This window comes from Phenylobacterium sp., assembly GCF_036563285.1.
Taxonomy (GTDB): Bacteria; Pseudomonadota; Alphaproteobacteria; order Caulobacterales; family Caulobacteraceae; genus Phenylobacterium.
In genome coordinates this window covers 441,666-458,232 of sequence record NZ_DATCMR010000006.1, presented here as the reverse complement: position 1 = coordinate 458,232, position 16,567 = coordinate 441,666, and the positions used below count along the sequence as shown (strand labels likewise).

The 16,567-nt window shown below is 69.7% G+C and carries 16 protein-coding genes; 1 reads left to right on the top strand and 15 read right to left on the bottom strand.

Annotated elements, in window-relative coordinates; all coding sequences use genetic code 11:
- Positions 1 to 72 precede the first annotated feature (72 nt).
- Together VIL76_RS07180 and rpoD are read right to left on the bottom strand one after the other, a co-directional pair.
- Complete coding sequence (locus VIL76_RS07180) at positions 73 to 1,707, bottom strand: M28 family metallopeptidase (protein ID WP_332044317.1); 1,635 nt, start codon at positions 1,705 to 1,707, stop codon at positions 73 to 75.
- A gap of 47 nt (positions 1,708 to 1,754) precedes the next feature.
- Positions 1,755 to 3,695, bottom strand: a complete 1,941-nt coding sequence (rpoD, locus tag VIL76_RS07175) for an RNA polymerase sigma factor RpoD (protein WP_332044316.1) — start codon at positions 3,693 to 3,695, stop codon at positions 1,755 to 1,757.
- A gap of 635 nt (positions 3,696 to 4,330) precedes the next feature.
- On the opposite strand from rpoD, the gene VIL76_RS07170 reads away from it, so the two are divergent.
- Positions 4,331 to 4,891, top strand: coding sequence for a phosphatase PAP2 family protein (locus tag VIL76_RS07170; RefSeq protein WP_332044315.1), 561 nt, complete (start codon positions 4,331 to 4,333; stop codon positions 4,889 to 4,891).
- Here the strand turns inward: VIL76_RS07170 and VIL76_RS07165 are convergent.
- The 13 genes from VIL76_RS07165 to VIL76_RS07105 form a co-directional block, all read right to left on the bottom strand.
- Positions 4,888 to 5,724, bottom strand: coding sequence for an alpha/beta hydrolase (locus VIL76_RS07165; protein ID WP_332044314.1), 837 nt, complete (start codon positions 5,722 to 5,724; stop codon positions 4,888 to 4,890). The two genes, VIL76_RS07170 and VIL76_RS07165, sit on opposite strands and share 4 nt — an antisense overlap.
- Positions 5,725 to 5,792: 68 nt before the next feature.
- Positions 5,793 to 6,329, bottom strand: a complete 537-nt coding sequence (locus VIL76_RS07160; protein WP_332044313.1) for a peroxiredoxin — start codon at positions 6,327 to 6,329, stop codon at positions 5,793 to 5,795.
- Between the two features lie 100 nt (positions 6,330 to 6,429).
- The gene (dnaG, locus tag VIL76_RS07155) at positions 6,430 to 8,334 is read right to left on the bottom strand and encodes a DNA primase (protein WP_332044547.1); all 1,905 of its coding nucleotides are present in this window, start codon (positions 8,332 to 8,334) and stop codon (positions 6,430 to 6,432) included.
- 108 nt (positions 8,335 to 8,442) lie between these two features.
- On the bottom strand, positions 8,443 to 9,513 hold the full coding sequence (locus VIL76_RS07150; RefSeq protein WP_332044312.1) for an aldo/keto reductase: 1,071 nt from the start codon (positions 9,511 to 9,513) through the stop codon (positions 8,443 to 8,445).
- A gap of 36 nt (positions 9,514 to 9,549) precedes the next feature.
- A complete protein-coding gene (locus VIL76_RS07145) occupies positions 9,550 to 10,686 on the bottom strand; it encodes a DUF892 family protein (protein ID WP_332044311.1) in 1,137 nt (378 codons plus the stop codon).
- Between the two features lies 1 nt (position 10,687).
- A complete protein-coding gene (locus tag VIL76_RS07140) occupies positions 10,688 to 11,953 on the bottom strand; it encodes a hypothetical protein (RefSeq protein WP_332044310.1) in 1,266 nt (421 codons plus the stop codon).
- A gap of 340 nt (positions 11,954 to 12,293) precedes the next feature.
- A complete protein-coding gene (sigJ, locus tag VIL76_RS07135; RefSeq protein ID WP_332044309.1) occupies positions 12,294 to 13,184 on the bottom strand; it encodes an RNA polymerase sigma factor SigJ in 891 nt (296 codons plus the stop codon).
- A gap of 10 nt (positions 13,185 to 13,194) precedes the next feature.
- Positions 13,195 to 13,746 carry a hypothetical protein gene (locus VIL76_RS07130; protein ID WP_332044308.1) on the bottom strand — a complete coding sequence of 184 codons (552 nt, stop codon included), beginning with the start codon at positions 13,744 to 13,746 and terminating at the stop codon, positions 13,195 to 13,197.
- Between the two features lie 2 nt (positions 13,747 to 13,748).
- A complete protein-coding gene (locus VIL76_RS07125) occupies positions 13,749 to 14,129 on the bottom strand; it encodes a hypothetical protein (RefSeq protein WP_332044307.1) in 381 nt (126 codons plus the stop codon).
- A 55-nt stretch (positions 14,130 to 14,184) separates the two neighbouring features.
- A complete protein-coding gene (locus VIL76_RS07120; protein ID WP_332044306.1) occupies positions 14,185 to 14,880 on the bottom strand; it encodes an HAD family hydrolase in 696 nt (231 codons plus the stop codon).
- 33 nt (positions 14,881 to 14,913) lie between these two features.
- Positions 14,914 to 15,630 carry an MBL fold metallo-hydrolase gene (locus VIL76_RS07115; protein ID WP_332044305.1) on the bottom strand — a complete coding sequence of 239 codons (717 nt, stop codon included), beginning with the start codon at positions 15,628 to 15,630 and terminating at the stop codon, positions 14,914 to 14,916.
- Entirely contained in the window at positions 15,630 to 16,217 is a 588-nt protein-coding gene (locus VIL76_RS07110) for a TetR/AcrR family transcriptional regulator (protein WP_332044304.1), read from the bottom strand. The genes VIL76_RS07115 and VIL76_RS07110 overlap by 1 nt, the downstream gene beginning before the upstream one ends.
- Before the next feature lie 80 nt (positions 16,218 to 16,297).
- Complete coding sequence (locus VIL76_RS07105) at positions 16,298 to 16,540, bottom strand: DUF1272 domain-containing protein (protein WP_332044303.1); 243 nt, start codon at positions 16,538 to 16,540, stop codon at positions 16,298 to 16,300.
- Positions 16,541 to 16,567 lie beyond the last annotated feature (27 nt).

Below are 16,567 nucleotides of genomic sequence, written 5' to 3'. Positions count from 1 at the left end.
GGCCAGCTTAGCCAGCCCGCGGCGAGCCGCCATGACCGCGGCCGCCAATCTCGTGACCGCCGGTTGCGTGGCTCAGCGGTCGGCGGCCTGCCCGCGGCGCCGGAACTTCTCGCCGAAGAAGTCGCCGGGGTTCCAGACGGGGCGCTGCGGGGCGTCGGCGAGCTCGCGGGCGATCTCGTAGTTGATCTTCGCGAACTTCGCCCCGGCCGCGTAGCTGATCGGCTGGGAGAGGTCGTCGCAGGGCTTGTGGTAGCACTTGGCCAGGAAGCCGCGGAACTGCGCCTCGCCGCCGTTCCCGAAGCCGGTCATCAGGAAGGTCGAGGGCACGCCGGCCTCCACGAACCGGTAGTGGTCCGAGCGGGTGAACAGCCCCTCCTCCGGCATCGGGTCGGGCGACAGCTTCACCCCCATCCGCCCGGCCGCCCGCCGGACCGCCGGACCGATCGCCGAGCGGTCGGCGCCGAACGCCACCACGTCGACGAAGTCGTAGGTCAGGATCGGCATGTCGAGGTTGACGTTGGCCACCATGCCCTCGCGCGCCACGGTGGGGTTGCGGGCGAAGTACTCCGCGCCCACCAGCCCCTTCTCCTCCGCCGTCACCAGCAGGAACAGCACCGAGCGTTTCGGCCGCCTGCCGGAGTCCACGAACGCCCGCGCCGCCTCGAAGGTGGTCGCCACGCCCGCCGCATTGTCCAGCGCGCCGTTGTTGATCCGGTCGGCCTCCTCGCCGCGGCGCACGCCCACGTGGTCGAGGTGCGCCGAGAGCACCACCGTCTCGCGCGCCAGCCTGGGGTCCGAGCCCTCCAGCAGGGCGGCGACGTTGCGGCTCTCGCTGTCCTGCCGCTCGGTGCGCATCACCACCTCGGCGGTGCGCGGCAGGGCGAAGCGCGGCGGATCCCCCGCCTCGCTCTCGGCCGCCGCATAGACCTGCTCCAGCCCCACCGGCGCGCCGGCGAACAGCTTGGCCGCGCCCTTGACGCTGACGGTCGCCAGCTGCGGCGTGGCCGGCGCGATCACGAAGGCCGCGCCCGACGGCTCGCGCCAGCTCATGCTCCAGCTCTGCCAGCTGCGGGTCATGTTGGCGAAGGGCGACAGCTTCTCGCTGGTGGGCGTTTCCACGGAGATGAAGCCCACGGCCCCGCGCTTCTCGGCCTCCAGGCGCTTGGTGCGCCCGGAGCGGTAGTAGGCCCGCTCCTCCGTCTGGTAGCCGCGCGGCGCCCCGTCCAGCGCCACCACGATCTTGCCCCGGACGTCCAGGCCGGCGTAGTCGTCGCGCCCGCGCTCCGGCGCCACGACGCCATAGCCCACGAACACCAGCGGTGCGGAGACCCGGGTCTCGGCCTGCGCCGCGTTGCGGCTCACCACCTGGTCCTCGCCCCAGACCATCTCGATCGAGCGGCCGTCGGCGCCCTTCAGCACGAACTGGCCCTTGTCGGCGGCCCGGTAGGAGACCATCGGCACGCGCTGGAAATAGGTCCCGCCATCGCCGGCCGGCTTCAGCCCCAGCTTGCGGAACTCCGCGGCCGCGTACTCGGCGGCGATGTCGTACCCCCGGCTGCCGGCCTCGCGGCCTTCCAGGAGGTCGCTGGCCAGGAAGGCCATGTGCGCCCGGATGTTCTCGGCGGAACGGTCGAGCGGTTGAGCCTGCACGGCGGTCGCCACAAGGCCCGCGGCAAGAGCGGCGGCGATCACCTTGGACGGACTCATGAAAACTCCCCGGACTTGCGGCCGGGGAGTCTTAGAAGATCGGCAGGTTAGCTGTCGAGGAAGCTCCGGAGCTTCCGCGAGCGGCTCGGGTGCTTCAGCTTCCTGAGCGCCTTGGCCTCGATCTGGCGGATCCGCTCGCGGGTCACGCTGAACTGCTGGCCGACCTCTTCCAGGGTGTGGTCGGTGTTCATGCCGATGCCGAAGCGCATGCGCAGCACGCGCTCCTCGCGAGGCGTCAAGGACGCCAGAACGCGCGTAGTCGTCTCGCGCAGGTTCGACTGGATGGCCGCGTCGATCGGCAGGATCGCGTTCTTGTCCTCGATGAAGTCGCCCAGGTGGCTGTCCTCCTCGTCGCCGATCGGCGTCTCGAGGCTGATCGGCTCCTTGGCGATCTTCAGCACCTTGCGCACCTTCTCCAGAGGCATGGCCAGCTTCTCGGCCAGCTCCTCCGGCGTCGGCTCGCGGCCGATCTCGTGCAGCATCTGGCGGCTGGTGCGGACGATCTTGTTGATCGTCTCGATCATGTGCACCGGGATGCGGATGGTGCGGGCCTGGTCGGCGATCGAGCGGGTGATCGCCTGCCGGATCCACCAGGTGGCGTAGGTGGAGAACTTGTAGCCGCGGCGGTACTCGAACTTGTCCACCGCCTTCATCAGGCCGATGTTGCCTTCCTGAATGAGATCAAGGAATTGCAGGCCGCGGTTGGTGTACTTCTTGGCGATCGAGATCACCAGGCGCAGGTTGGCCTCGACCATCTCCTTCTTGGCCTGACGCGCCTCGCGCTCGCCCTTCTGCACCGTCTGGACGATGCGGCGGTAGTCGTCGATCGGCACGCCGGTCTCTTGCGCCAGGCCCGCGATCTCGCTGCGGATCTCGGCGATCTGGCCGCCGTCGTTCTCCGCGAATTTGGTCCAGCGCACGCCCAGCGGCTTCACCTGCTCGGACCAGTCCGGGCGCATCTCCTGGCCCATGTAGGCCTTCAGGAACTCGGTGCGGCTGATGCCGTAGCTGTCGGCCAGGCGCAGCAGGCGGCCTTCCAGACCCATCAGGCGCTTGTTGATCGCATAGAGCTGCTCGACCAGCGCCTCGATGCGGTTGTTGTTCAGCTTCAGCGTCTTCAGGTGCTGGACGATGGCGCCCGTGGCGGCCGTGTAGGCCTTGCGGTCCTTGTCGGACAGGTCCTCGCCCTTCAGCTTCTGGGCGACCAGCTTCTCCTGCAGCAGGCGGAAGCTCTCGAACTCCGCAGCGATGGCGTCCAGGGTGGCCATGACGCCTTCGCGCAGCTCGGCTTCCATCGCGCTGATGGTGGGCCCGGCGCCGTCGTCGAAGTCGTCGTCGCTCTCGCCTTCCGGCTGGCCCTCGACGGCCTCGGCCTCTTCCTTCTCCTCGGCCGCTTCGGCCTGGGTCTCGGCAAGCGCGCCTTCCGCGGCGCCGGCCACCTGGCCGCCATAGGTCTGCTCGAGGTCGATCACCTCGCGCAGCAGGATGCGGCCGCTCGCCAGCTCGTCGCGCCACACCATGATGGCTTCGAAGGTGAGCGCGCTCTCGCACAGCCCGCGGATCATGGTGTCGCGGCCGGCCTCGATGCGCTTGGCGATGGCGATTTCGCCCTCGCGCGACAGCAGCTCCACCGAGCCCATCTCGCGCAGGTACATCCGCACGGGGTCGTCGGTGCGATCGTAGGCGGGCTCCTTGGTGGTCTCGACGACGGCGCTTTCCTCGCGCGTCGCTACCTCGGTGCCCTCGGCGTCCTCTTCGGCCTCGACGACGTTGACGCCCATCTCGGAGAGCATGGCGAGCGTGTCTTCGATGGCCTCGGAGGTCACTTCCTCGCTGGGCAGCACCTTGTTCAGCTCGTCCATGGTGACGTAGCCGCGGGCCTTGGCCTGCTTGATGAACTTCTTGACGGCCGCATCCGTCAGGTCGAGCAGCGGGCCATCGCCACCGGTGGTCTCGGGGGTTTCCGCTTCGGCCGTGTTGGTGCTCATCGAATTCTCCGAAATCGGCATCCGCGCCCCTGCAAGGCGCGGGCCGAGAAATTGGTGTCTGACGGCCGGTCGCTATGTGGTTGCGACGATACGACCCGTCGTGCCCCTAATTCGTTCCCGTTCTGGTCATGCTCTCAGCGGCCTGCGCACTGCGGACGTGTCCATGGAAAAACAACCGCGAAGGTTGCCCTCCGCAGCGCCATGGCCTCGTCCGGCCGCCAGCCCTGAAGCCGGCGCAACCGCGCGACCGCTGGATTTCCGCGTAGCGAGGGAGACATCTTCATCCGCGTGGGGGGCGCGCCCGAATTTCGCGGCGGCCCAATGATGTCTGTCGAAAGCGCGCTAAATCCGCAAACGCCAGATGGCGTTCGACATGGCCTCTGTCAAGGCGAGCCGGCCCCGTAGGTCGCAATACGTCCTATCTAACGTCTTGAAATGCTCACGCGAATTTGTCGCAACGGTGTTCCGCCAGGCCGTCGGCGCCGTTCCGCTCCGCGCCCGCGACGACCTCGGTCGAGCCCCCACGGGACAGCCAAGCTCGAACCTCGCTGCGCCGGCGGCGTTGCGGCCGGATGGAATCTCAGCCGCTCGCAGCGACCCTCAGCTCTGCCGCACACGCCGTCGAACGCGCCGACGTGAGGGTCGGTCGCCGGCTGGCCCAGACCCGCGACCATCCCCTGTCCAGGCTCGCCGCCCAGGCCGGCAAGCTTGGGGATCAGGAGCCGCTCTACGCCCTGGCGGCCGGCCTCGTCCTTCTGGGCGCCGTCACGAGGCGGCCCGGTCTGGCCATGGCCGGCCTTCGCGTGGGCCTTGCGGTCGCTGCAGCCGACGCGGCGAAGAGCGCCCTCAAGAAGAGCCTGACGCGTACGCGCCCGAACGTGCTCCTGGACGAAGGCCGCTACGAGATGGGCCCGGGCGGCTCCGACGAGAAGCCCGCCCAGTCCTTTCCGTCCGGGCACATGGCCGGGACCACGGCCGCGGCGGCGGCGATCGCGCGCAGCTTTCCGGGCACGACGCCATATGGCGCTCTGACAGCGGCGGCGCTCGGGGTCAGCCGGGTCAGCAAGGGCGCCCATTGGCCGCTCGACGTGGCGGCGGGCGCGGCGATCGGGCTGATGGCCGAGACTGCGACGGCAAGGCTGGTGGCCAGCGCAGGCCGCCGCTTGCAGCCGAACCGCGCCATCCGCAGCCGCTAGGCCAGTCCGCGCACGGCCTCGACGATGGGCTCCTGGGCGAAGTGATGCAGCATGTGCCCTAGCCCGGGGAGCGAAGCATAATGTCCGTCCGGGATGAGGCTCGCCGCCAGCCTGCCGTGCAGGGCGTTGTTCACGACCAGGTCCCGGTCGCCGCCGAATATCCGCACCGGGACGCTGCACGCGCCGTACATCATGGCGCTGCGCGCCAGCCCGAGGTTGAGCAGGATGGCGTCCTCGCCCTCGGCTTCCATGTGGGCGCTGTTTCCCGCCTCCGCGAAAGGGAAGACCGCCGCATATCTGGCGGGCATCGCCTGCGGCAGGAACATCGCGCGCCACAGCAAGGGAAGCAGCACCGGGTCCGAGGTCGACGACACGACCTGGTTGAGCACGGGCCCTGCGGGCCACGCCCCGCGCGGCCCGAACAGTACGTGCTCCAGGCGCAACTCGGGAAAGGTGATCGGCGCAAGGGCGACGACGCCGGCCACATCCGCCGGGAACTGCAGCGCATAGGCGAGCGCGACCGCGCCACCGTGCGAATGGCCAACGATGACCGGCCGGCGAAGGCCGAGGCGCTCGGAAGCTTCATGCACCGCCGCCGCCTGGCGCCAGGGCGAGCCGGTCCAGCCGCTGCGCGTGGAGCCGCCGTGACCAGGCCGGTCGACCGCCGTCACGCGAAACTCGGGCGCGAGCGCCGGACAGAGGGACAGCAGCATGTCCTCCCGTGTCGCCAAGGCGCCATGGATCAGCACGACGTCAGCGCCGGCCCCGGTCTGGGTAAAGGCCACCCGCGCGGCATCGCCGAGGCCGACGCTATCGTGGTTGTAGGTGAGCATCGTGCCGAAAGCCGCCGGCCCCGCGGATGTTCCCCAGATCCGGCCGCTTTGCGGCAGGCTGCGCCTCCCTAGGCGCCGGCGCCGCGCAGGTAGGCGATGGCGTTCTCCGGCAGGGTCTCGACATAGGGGTCGTCGTCCGACCCTTCGTCGTTGATGCCGGGCTCCTGCCACCATCGCTCGATCACGCCGTCGTTCACGACCATCATGTAGCGCCAGCTACGGTAGCCGAAGCCCAGGTGGTCCTTGTCGATGAGCATCCCCAGCCTGCGGGTGAAGTGTCCCGACCCGTCCGGGATCAGGCGCACCTTCTCGATCCCGAGGTGCTTGCCCCACTGGTACATGACGAACGCGTCGTTGACGCTGATGCAGACCACCTCGTCGGCGCCGGCCTCCCGCATCTCGTCGTAGAGCCGCTCGAAGGCGGGACACTGCTCGTTGGAGCAGGTCGGCGTGAAGGCGCCTGGCAGGGAGAAGACGACCACGCGCCGGCCCGCGAACAGGTCGCGGGAGGCCAGGTCCTCCCACCGGAAGGGGTTGTCGCCCCCCACGCTCTCGTCGCGAACCCGCGTCCTGAAGACGACGTCGGGGACCGTCCGGCCTTCCATGGATGATGCTCCGTTCGAGGAAGCCGCCCCCTCCGGGCGGCGATGGCCCAACGGAGCGCCGCGACGAGGGTTCCGGTGTGACGGGCGCCGACCGCCTCCCCTAGTGCGGCAGGGGCGGCCGCGCGTCCGGGTCGCCGCTGGACCAGTCGGAGTTGATCAGCTTGCGCAGCTGGTCGCGCTCGGACTTCAGCGTGATCAGGGTCGAGGAGTCGCGGTCGCGTGAGAGGTCCCGTGTCGCCTCCTCCACCGCCCGCTCCAGGCTCTCCAGCCGGATCAGCAGGTCGAAGGCCTCGCGCCAGAGGACCCGCGCCCGGTCCACCGGCCCCTCCAGGAACGGCGCGGCCACGCCGGCCCGCGAGGCGTCCTTCTCCAGGGTCGCAAGGAACGACGGGTCCATGCCCTGGGCCAGCAGCCGGCGGACGGCCACGTCCATCTCCAGGTGGTCGGTCTCGTAGCGCAGGCGCACCAGGGCCTGGGCGAACCCGTCCAGCTTCTCGTCGCCGAACCCGTGCCGGTCCACGAGCTCGATGGCGTCGTCCAGCACGTGGGGGTCGCGCACTGCCGCGATCGCCAGGGCGGCGGCCAGCGGCTTGGGCGAGCGGCGCATCTTCTCGGTGGCGGCCTTGGCTTCCGGCGTCGCCCCGGCCTTGACCGGCTTGCGCTTGTCCCAGCGCGCCCGCGACATCTCCCGCGCCGCCGCGCCCACCGTGTAGACCGGCTCGCGGGTCGGCCACAGCGCCTCGTAGCGGGCGAGCAGGTCCTCCTTGTAGGCCTGCGCCAGGTCCTTGTCGGCGATCGCCGCCGCGGCCTTGCGCAGCCGCGCCTTGAACGCCGTCTTCCGCTCCGGCGTGTCGTAGGGCTCCAGGTCCCGCTCGCGGATGAACAGCGCCTCGACGAACGGCGTGGTCTTCGAGACCTGCGCCTTCAGCGCCGCCGGCCCCTGCTCGCGCAGCACCTCGTCCGGATCCTTGCCGCCCTCGACTATCGCGAACTTGAAGCTCTTGCCGGGCTTCAGCAGCGGCAGCGCCCGGTCCATGGTCCTGGCCGCCGCCTGCCGGCCGGCCCGGTCGCCGTCGAAGCACAGGGTGGGCTCGGGGTGATGCCGCCAGAGCATCTCCATCTGGTCCTCGCCCAGCGCCGTGCCCATCGGGGCCACGGCAGGCACGCCCGCCCGGATGCAGGCGATCACGTCCATGTAGCCTTCGACCACCAGCAGCGGCAGCTCCTCGCCGGCCGGCGCCGCGGCCAGCAGCTTGCGCGCCTCCGACAGGCCGTAGAGGTGGTGGCCCTTGTGGAAGATGCTGGTTTCCGGGCCGTTGAGGTACTTGGCACGGGCCTGCGGATCCATCGCCCGGCCGCCGAACGACACCACCCGCCCGCGCGGATCGAGGATCGGGAAGATGATCCGGTCGCGGAACCGGTCGTAGGGCGCCCCGCCCTCCTCCGGCGCGATCAGCAGCCCGGTGTCCACGAGCTCCGCCGGCCGCGCGCCCTTGGTGACCAGGTGGTCCTTCAGCGCCGTCCGCCCGCCCGGCGAAAAGCCGATCCGGAACCGCGCCCACTCCTTCTCAGGCAGGCCGCGCTTCTCCAGGTAGGCCCGGGCCTCGCGCCCCGGCGGCCGCTTCAGCTCCGCCTCGAACCACTGCGCCGCCAGCTCCAGCCAGTCCGCCAGCCCCTGGCGCTTCTTCTCCACCTCCGCGGCCCGCGGATCCACCGCCGGCAGCGCCACGCCGGCCTCCGCCGCCAGCCGCTCCACGGCCTCCGAGAACGAGAGCCGCTCGGTCTCCTGCAGAAAGGTGATCAGGTCGCCGGTCTTGCCGGACGAGAAGTCGAAGAACTGGCCCTTGTCGTCGTTCACGTAGAACGACGGCGTCTTCTCCTTGGTGAAAGGCGACAGCCCGACGTACTCCCGCCCCTGCTTGCGCAGCTTCACGGTCTTGCCGATCACGTCGCTCGGCCGAAGCCGCGACTTGATCTCGTCCAGGAAGCGTTCGTCGAACCGCATGGCCATGAACCGGTAGCCTGCCCCAGCCGCATCAGCCCTGTGGAAGCTGTGGATGCATCGCGCGGGACTGTGGACGGATTCTGCGACAAATGCGGTCGCTGGGCCCGGCTATCGCTTCACGAACGGTTTCGGCACGCGGTTCGCGCCCTGGCGGCCGATCATCCAGCCGGGGTACTCCGCCGGCAGCGCGCTGACCTCGTCGAGCTTCGCGACCTCCTCCGCGTTCAGGGTCAGCTCCGCCGCCGCCAGGTTGTCGTCGAGCTGCTCCAGGCTCTTGGCCCCGATGATCACGCTCATCACGTGCGGCTTGGCGAGCAGCCAGGCCAGCGCCACCCGCGCCACCGAGGCGCCGTGCGCCTCGGCCACCTCGCGCATGGCGGCCACACAGGCCCAGGCGCGGTCCTTGTCCACCGGCGGGAAGTCGAAGTTGGTGCGCCGCGCGTCCTCCGGGTTGTTCGAGCCGGGCCCGAACTTCCCCGACAGCAGCCCGCCGGCGAGCGGCGACCACACCATCAGCCCCAGCCCCTCGGACATCAGCATCGGGACCAGCTCGCGCTCCAGGTCTCGGCCGGCGATGGAGTAGTAGGCCTGCAGGGTCTCGAAACGCGCGTATCCCTTCGCTTCGCTGATCCCCAGCGCCTTGGCGATCTTCCAGGCCTGCCAGTTCGAGACGCCCACGTACCTGACCAGCCCCTGACGCACGAGGTCGTCCAGCGCCCGCAGCGTCTCGTCGATCGGCGTCACCGGGTCGTTGGCGTGGATCTGGTAGAGGTCGATGTGGTCGGTCTGCAGCCGCTCCAGGCTGGCCTGCACGCTGTCCATGATGTGCCCGCGCGAGGCGCCGCGGTCGTTGGGCTTCGGCCCCATCTCGCCATAGACCTTGGTGGCGATCACCACGTCCTTGCGCGCTGCGCCCAGGTTCTTCAGCGCCTGTCCCGTCAGCCGCTCGGACTCCCCGAACGAATAGACGTCTGCCGTGTCGATGAAGTTGACCCCGGCCTCGAGCGCGCGCCCGACGATGGCGTCCACCTCGCCCTGCTGCAGCGCGCCGATCGCCCGCCACATGCTCCCTTCGGTCCCGCCGAAGGTCATGGTGCCGAGGCAGATCTCCGAGACGTACAGGCCGGTCCGGCCGAGCTGCTTGTACTTCATGGCGTCCTCCGCGGGGGTGATCTGCACCCGCCGCGTCGGCTACCACAAGGGAGGACGCGTTCCCTAGTGGCTGGGGTCCACGCCGCCCTGGCTGCGAAGCTGCAGGTAGCCGATCACCGTGCCCGGCAGGTTCTCCTCGAGCCAGGCGGCCATCGCCCGCTCCTCGTTCAGGGACTGCTGCAGCGGCCGGAGCGCCTCGGTCTCGCCGGCGGCCTCGCCCATGATCAGCAGGGACTTGTACGCGGCGATCTCGAACTGGGCCATGGCGGCATTGGCGAAGCTGTTCTTCAGGATTTCGTCGCCGGCCGCCGCGTTCATCATCGAGCTCATGTTGGCCATCATCGACATGGCCGCGTCCTTGAGTCCGGAGCGGTCCTCGCCCATGCGCTCGAGGATCACGTCAAGCCGGGCGATCTGGGCCTCCACCTCCGTCAGGTGCTGCTCCAGGCGGGCCTTCAGCTTGGGATAGTTCTCCAGCCGCTGGATCTGCCGGGTCACCATGGTGCGGCAGTTCTGCTCGGTGGCGTGCGCGTTCCTCAGGCCGACCAGGAACATCTTGCGGGCCTCCTCGGGGGAGACCGGCTGCGCCATCGTCTCCGCGGCCAGGTTGCCGGTGGTCGCCACGTCCATGTCGCTGCTGGTCTGCATCGCGCCCTCCCTGGGCGTCATTCCGTTCATATGGAAGAGGAGCTCCACGCGCCGCGCAGCCAGGTGCGCGCCGAGGTCGTAGAGGTCGACCCGGCCGGCCTGCCGCACTTCCGGGAAGAGGCTGGTCTCCTCCCCCTCGACGTGGTGCTGGATGGCGAGGCGCAGGGTCGCCACGAGCTCGTCCATCTGGCTGTCGGCCTCGGAGCGTGCGCGGATCGCGTCGATCACCCCCTTGGCCTCCTGGTGCTCGTCGCGGGCATGGTCGACCATGGGCTCGTCGCCGGTGGCCGACCCGGCGGCGGGGTAGAAGATCTCCTCCTCCACCTGCATGTGGGCCATGAGCAGCATGCACAGCCGCTCGACCACCGAGAGCTTCTCCGCCGGGTCGTCCGAGCGCTCGTAGCGGTCGAAGAAGGCCATGGCCTCCACGTGGTCGAGCACCAGCAGGCCGATGGCGTCGGGCCGCACCTTCTTGCCGGCCCGTACGGAGGCGCCGAACGAGATCGGCTCGGCCGCGCCCCGGTCCGCCACGATGATCTTCTCGTGCCGCATCTCAGGCCGCCTGCCGCTGGATGCGATCGGCATAGGCGGTGGACTGGCCGTCGCGGGCCTCTTCGCCGCGCAGGCCGGGCACCGGGTTGGGGCCGTCCGTCTCGTCGCGGTACTCGTCGCCCTGCGCGGCCTTGTGCTCGCGGATCACCTCTTCGCTCGGAACCCACTGGTCGTTGACCTTGCGGTTGTAGGCGAAATAGCGGTCCTCCGGCGTGAGCTCGGTGACGGCGACGAAGTTGGAATCCTTCGAGGTCAGGTCCACCTGGGTCGCCAGGATGCGCCGGATCCACGCCTTGTTCTCGCGGATCGAGAGCGGCTTCAGCTCGCCCGCCATCATCAGCGCCTCGGGCTCGCGCTTCTCGATCTTGCGCATCATCTCGGCCGCGATGCGCAGGTGCTCGATCTCCATGTTGAGGTGCAGCTCGTAGATCGAACGGATCCGCGGGTCCGGCTCCTCCTGCAGGTAGGACCAGTAGTTCCAGCACTCGTTGAACTCGTGCAGCACCCAGTTCTCCAGCCAGGTGGAGGTGGGGTCGAGGATCGACTCGTAATGGGTGACGTGCTGCTCCTCGACCTCGGCGATCTCGGAGTAGAGCGCGCGGGCCAGCGGCTCCTGGAAGCGGTTGCCGATGGTGTTGTAGTAGTTGAGCACCTGCTGCTCGGCGCAGAGCACCGTAAGACTGTTGACCAGCGACTGCGGATCGGCGGCCAGGGCCGTCATCGGCCGGCGGACCTCGTCGTAGGGGTGCCGGTGCTCGAAGATGGTCGGGCGGCCGGGCGTGATCTCGGTGAGATGGCCGACGATGGCCTCGGCCTTCTTGCCCTCGATCATGTCGTAGAGGTTCGCGTACCGGTAGAGGTGGTCGAAGTCCTCGAGGACGCCGAACTCGTAGACCTGCCGCAGGTACGGGTCGGGCTCGTTCTGCGCGACCCAGGCGGTCATCTCCACGGCGATCTGCTCGTAGCCGAGGGTCACCTCCAGCGTGGTCTCGTCCGCCGGTATCAGCCAGTTGATCGTCCGCTGCTGCTGGTGCTCGACGCGCCGGACGAAGGCGAGCTGCTTCTTCAGGTCCGGGTCCAGCGTGTTGCGCGCCATGTTGTGGGAGAAGAGCACGCTCTCCACCTCCACACCGTTGGCCAGGATCGCCCGCGCGCGGCTGAAGGGATGGATCTCCTCCTTCCGGTACGGCTGGACGTTCAGCTCCGACCAGTTGCGGAGCTGGTCCTCGAGCGGGATTCCACGCTCCTGGAACGGATTGAAAGACATGCGACACGACCTCCGGGGAAGCGTTGATCATAGCCCGTATGCTTGCCAACGGCTGTCAGCTTATTGTGAGACGACTTTGTTCAATTGATCAGGAACCAAGTTCGCGGCTTCGGCGAAAGTAACATTCCGCAATATGCGTGCATTACCGGAGGACGAATGCTCAAGCGGCGCCGCAAAAAAAATAGGCCCCGCAATTTTTTGGAGTATCGGCAGGAGCGACCTTAGGCTGATACCGCCTGCCACGTGTCGCTCGCTCTTTGACTAGTGAATTCTCGCACACACGCCCGCACGCCTGCGCGCGCGGTGCGCGCTCGCGCGGAAGCCTGTCATCCGATGTCGCTCAGCCCGTCGTCGCCTGGGCCGCGAGCGCGTGGGCCACGTGGGCCAGCTTCTCGGGGTTGCGCACCTGGTAGATGGCCGTGATCAGCCCGTCGGCGCCCGGCTCGAACGCCATGGTCTCGGGTCCGTCCGGGCGCACCAGCACGAAGCCCGGCAGGCCGTTGATGCGCGCCGGCTTGAGGTCCAGCGTCTCCGGGATCCCGCCGCGCCAGATCAGTCCTTCGATCAGCCGGACGATGTCGTCGCGTCCGACCAGCACCCGCAGCGCCGCCTTGCGCTTGCCGCCGCCGTCGGTCACCAGCACGGCGTCCTCCGCGAGCAGGCTCTTCAGCCGCGAGAAGTCGGCCGTCGCCGAGGCCACGAGGAACGCGCCGGCCAGCTCCTGCACCTTCTCCTGGCTCACCGCGAACCGGGGCCTGGAGTCGCGGACATGCTCCCGCGCCCGGCTGGCGAGCTGGCGCACCGCCGCTTCGGACCGGCCCAGGGTGTCGGCGACGGCGGCGTAGTCCTCCTCGAACACCTCGTGCAGCAGGAACACCGCGCGCTCCAGCGGGGAGAGCCGCTCCAGCGCCAGCAGGAAGGCCACCGAGACGTCCTCCGCCCGCTCCACCGGATCCTCGGTCATCGGCTCGATCAGCGGCTCCGGCAGCCACGGCCCGCGGTAGGCCTCCCGCTCCGCCTTCGCCGCCCGCAGCCGGTCGATGCACAGCCGCGTCGTGGTCCGCACCAGCCAGGCGGCGGGGTCGGTGACGCCCTCCCCCGCCCGGGTCCAACGCAGCCAGGCGTCCTGCACCGCGTCCTCGGCCTCCGCCACCGAGCCCAGCATCCGGTAGGCCAGCCGCTTGAGCCGCGGCCGGTTGGCCTCGAAGGCGTCGGTGAGGACCGCGTCCATGACCTTCAGCCTACGCCGCCTGCGCCAGGTGCGCGACCGGCGTGGCCTCGCCGGCCACCACCACCTTCGAGCAGGCCTTGCCGTAGCCCAGGGCGTACTTCAGCGTCGGGTACATCCGGGCCGCCATCAGCGAGAGGCTGATCGCCACCAGCGCCTTCTCGCCCCAGCGGGCGACGATCTCGTCACGCAGCGGGTCGCAGGTCTCCATGTCACGCGCCAGGCTGGCCTTCGCGAACCGGTAGGCGAGCCAGGCCTTCTCGCCCATCTGGCCTTCGTCGCCGGCCAGGATGCCCCGCAGCACCTCCGGCCGCACGCCGTTCGCGGTGGCGATGTCCACCCCGATCTGGGTGCACGGCCCGCAGTCCTCGGCCAGGGTCCCCACCAGCCCCGCCGCCACCAGAGCCTCGGCCGGCGCGGCCTTCACGTCCGGCGAGCGCGTGCCCATGGCGAACTTCACGAAGCTCGCCGGGCTGGCGCGCGCCACGGCCCGCATGTAGCTCGCGTCGTAGCTCCACTGCGCCTCGAACCTGTCGAGCCAGCGGTCGATGAAGCCTTCCAGCATGTTCAGGTCTCCTTCGGACGGCGAAGGGCGAGCACCAGGGCGACTGCGGCCACCAGGTAGACGCCCACGAAGTCGCGAGTGACGTCGGCCAGCGGCTTGGTCCCGCAGGCGGCGTCGTAGACGTGGATCGCGGCGTGCAAGGTCAGGAACAGCGCGCCGGCCGCGAGCGCCGGCCAGCCCTCCCGCGGGCGCCACGCGAACCAGGCGAGCCCGGCCGCCGCGACCAGGTAGGCCGCGCCGATGTCCCTCACGAAGTGCGGGTTGAATGGCCCCGTCGCGGGCACGCCCGGCACGGCGTCGTACCAGTCGAGCGGCAGGACGAGCTGGAAGACCGCATTGGCCCCCAGCAGCAGCGCCAGGATGGCGGCTATGATCCGCGACATGCTCCCACTCCCGATCTTCTGAGACCAGGACGGCCGAGCCGCCGCGTTTGTGACATCAGCCCAGCGACTGGATCCAGCCGGGCAGCTCGCCGATCGAATGCAGCTCGGCGAACCGGGGATGGCCCTCCGGCGCGTCCGCCATCTCGTGCGCCCAGGTCAGCGGATAGGGCACGTGGGCGGCGAAGCAGCCCGCCTCCAGCGCCGGCAGGATGTCCGAGCGCATGGAGTTGCCGCACATCACCGCCTCCGCCGCGCCGGTCCCATGGCGGGCGAAGACGCGCTCGTAGGTCGAGGCGTCCTTCTCGCTGACGATTTCCACGGCGGCGAAGAGATCGCCGAGCCCCGAGGCTGCCAGCTTCTGCTCCTGGTGCAGCAGGTCGCCCTTGGTGATCAGGACCAGCCGGTAGTCGCGGGAGAGCTCGGCCAGCGCCTTCTCCACACCCGGCAGCGGCTCGACGGGCTCGGTCAGCATCTGGCGGCCCGCGGCGAGGATCTCGGCGATGAGCCGGCCGGGCGGCTCGTTGCCGGTGAGCTCCATCGCGGTCTCGAGCATCGAGAGGGTGAAGCCCTTCACCCCGTAGCCGTAGAGCCGCAGGTTGCGCTTCTCGATCTCGGCGAGCTTGGCGTCGAGCTGCTCGGGCGGCGCCACCTCGGCCATCAGGCCGCGGAACCGGTCCTGGGTCAGCCGGAAGATGGTCTCGTTGTGCCAGAGCGTGTCGTCGGCATCGAGGCCGACCGTGGTGATGCGCATGGGCGGGCTCTTAAGCCCGCCCGCCGCCGCCCGCTAGGCCGGCACCTTGCCTTCGCACCAGTCCGCTAGCGCCCGCAGCTGTCCGGCCCCGTCGCCCCGAAACGAGGACCCGTGCATCAGCGCCAGCGCCTTCGGCGACAGCGCCGCCAGCTCGCGCAGGGTCTGCACCGTGGCCGGCGCCATGGTCATGGACTTCGACGCCTCCTCCATCGCCAAGGCCGGGGAGATCACGTCCATCTCCGTCACCGGCGCCGGGTCGCCGCCGTGGGTGAGAAGGTCCCCCGCGAACAGCACACCCTCGGCCTCTTCGAAGAACACGCCCGCCTCCCAGCCGTGCGGCACGTGCGGGGTGTCGATCCAGCGCATCCGCCGGCCGCCGAGGTCCAGCACCTCGCCATTCGCCAGCGCCCGCGGCGGCCGGTCGGCCAGATCGTTCAGGGACACGTCGCAACCAAGCTGGCCATAGGCGATCTGCGCGTGCGGCGCCGCGGCCAGCCACTGGTTCATCGCGCCGCACTCATCGGCCTCCACGTGGCCGAAGCCGATCCAGCGCAGCCGCTCGACCGGCATCACCCGGCTCACCGCCTCCGACACCAGCGGGAACAGCCCCCGCATGCCGGTGTGGAACAGCATCGGCTCGTCCGCGTCGATCAGGAACTGGTTGAAGGTGAAGCCCTCGGGCGTGACGGCGTCGACGAAGGTCGAGAGCCGGTAGACGCCGTCGGCGATCTCATGGACACGCGTTTCCATCAGTGGGGGTCCTTCCGTTCTGGAGGTTGGTCGAGCCAGGCATTGGCGACCTCGGCCGCCCTGGCGGCAGCCGAGTCGGGATCGAAACCCTGATCGCGCAGGGCGTCGTAGGTCCGGTAGTCCAGCAGGGCCGCCACGACCTTGGCCCCGCCCTCGTCGCCGACGGCGGCCCCGGCGAGGCGGGCGCGCACCTGGCGCTCCTGATCGGCGAAAGCTTTGAGCACAGGCATCCGGTCCTGCTCGGCGATGACATAGGCCAAGCCGCGCACCCGGGCGTAGAAGCCGAACAGCGCCTGGGCCAGCCGCCGGACGCGCTCGCCCCGGTCCGGGATCCCTCCGAACAGGTCCTGCTCCGGCGACGGCGCCAGGGAGAAGGCGTGCGCGCCGCAGGCCTGGATCGCGTCGTCGTAGGTCGGGAAGTGGTGATAGACGGAGCCGACGCTGACGCCGGCGCGCTCTGCGATCTGCTTCATAGTCGTCGCCGCCACCCCCTGCTCGCAATGCAGCTCGAACGTCGCCTGGACGATCCGGCGGCGGGTCTCCTCCGCCGCCTCGCCCCGCTTTTTCTGCTCATAGCCGCGAGCCAAGCTGCTCCCCATATTTGACTGAACGTTCGTTCAATTAATTGGTGAAGCCAGGACGGTCAAGCTGTTTGGGAAGGGTCCGATCAGGCGGCGCAGGCCGCGTGGGGCCTGGTGAAGCGCTCCGTCGATGGCGGATACTTCGCCAGCAGGCCCGCCGGCCGCACCGGCCGCGCGACCAGTCCGCCTCCGCAGTTGGGGCAGGTCCCGGCGAACCGCGCCTCCGCGCAGTCCGGGCAGAAGGTGCATTCGAAACTGCAGATGCGAGCCTCCGCCCCGGGCGGCAGGTCGCGGTCGCAGCACTCGCAGTTGGGCTTGAGGTTCAGCATGCAGCCAGGCTCGCGCCGGACGACCCT

Excerpts from the sequence above, each read along its gene's own strand:
- VIL76_RS07180 (WP_332044317.1), bottom strand. The coding sequence starts at position 1,707 with ATGAGTCCGTCCAAGGTGATCGCCGCCGCTCTTGCCGCGGGCCTTGTG.
- rpoD (WP_332044316.1), bottom strand. The coding sequence starts at position 3,695 with ATGAGCACCAACACGGCCGAAGCGGAAACCCCCGAGACCACCGGTGGC.
- VIL76_RS07165 (WP_332044314.1), bottom strand. The coding sequence starts at position 5,724 with ATGCTCACCTACAACCACGATAGCGTCGGCCTCGGCGATGCCGCGCGG.
- VIL76_RS07160 (WP_332044313.1), bottom strand. The coding sequence starts at position 6,329 with ATGGAAGGCCGGACGGTCCCCGACGTCGTCTTCAGGACGCGGGTTCGC.
- dnaG (WP_332044547.1), bottom strand. The coding sequence starts at position 8,334 with ATGCGGTTCGACGAACGCTTCCTGGACGAGATCAAGTCGCGGCTTCGG.
- VIL76_RS07145 (WP_332044311.1), bottom strand. The coding sequence starts at position 10,686 with ATGCGGCACGAGAAGATCATCGTGGCGGACCGGGGCGCGGCCGAGCCG.
- VIL76_RS07140 (WP_332044310.1), bottom strand. The coding sequence starts at position 11,953 with ATGTCTTTCAATCCGTTCCAGGAGCGTGGAATCCCGCTCGAGGACCAG.
- sigJ (WP_332044309.1), bottom strand. The coding sequence starts at position 13,184 with ATGGACGCGGTCCTCACCGACGCCTTCGAGGCCAACCGGCCGCGGCTC.
- VIL76_RS07130 (WP_332044308.1), bottom strand. The coding sequence starts at position 13,746 with ATGCTGGAAGGCTTCATCGACCGCTGGCTCGACAGGTTCGAGGCGCAG.
- VIL76_RS07125 (WP_332044307.1), bottom strand. The coding sequence starts at position 14,129 with ATGTCGCGGATCATAGCCGCCATCCTGGCGCTGCTGCTGGGGGCCAAT.
- VIL76_RS07120 (WP_332044306.1), bottom strand. The coding sequence starts at position 14,880 with ATGCGCATCACCACGGTCGGCCTCGATGCCGACGACACGCTCTGGCAC.
- VIL76_RS07115 (WP_332044305.1), bottom strand. The coding sequence starts at position 15,630 with ATGGAAACGCGTGTCCATGAGATCGCCGACGGCGTCTACCGGCTCTCG.
- VIL76_RS07105 (WP_332044303.1), bottom strand. The coding sequence starts at position 16,540 with ATGCTGAACCTCAAGCCCAACTGCGAGTGCTGCGACCGCGACCTGCCG.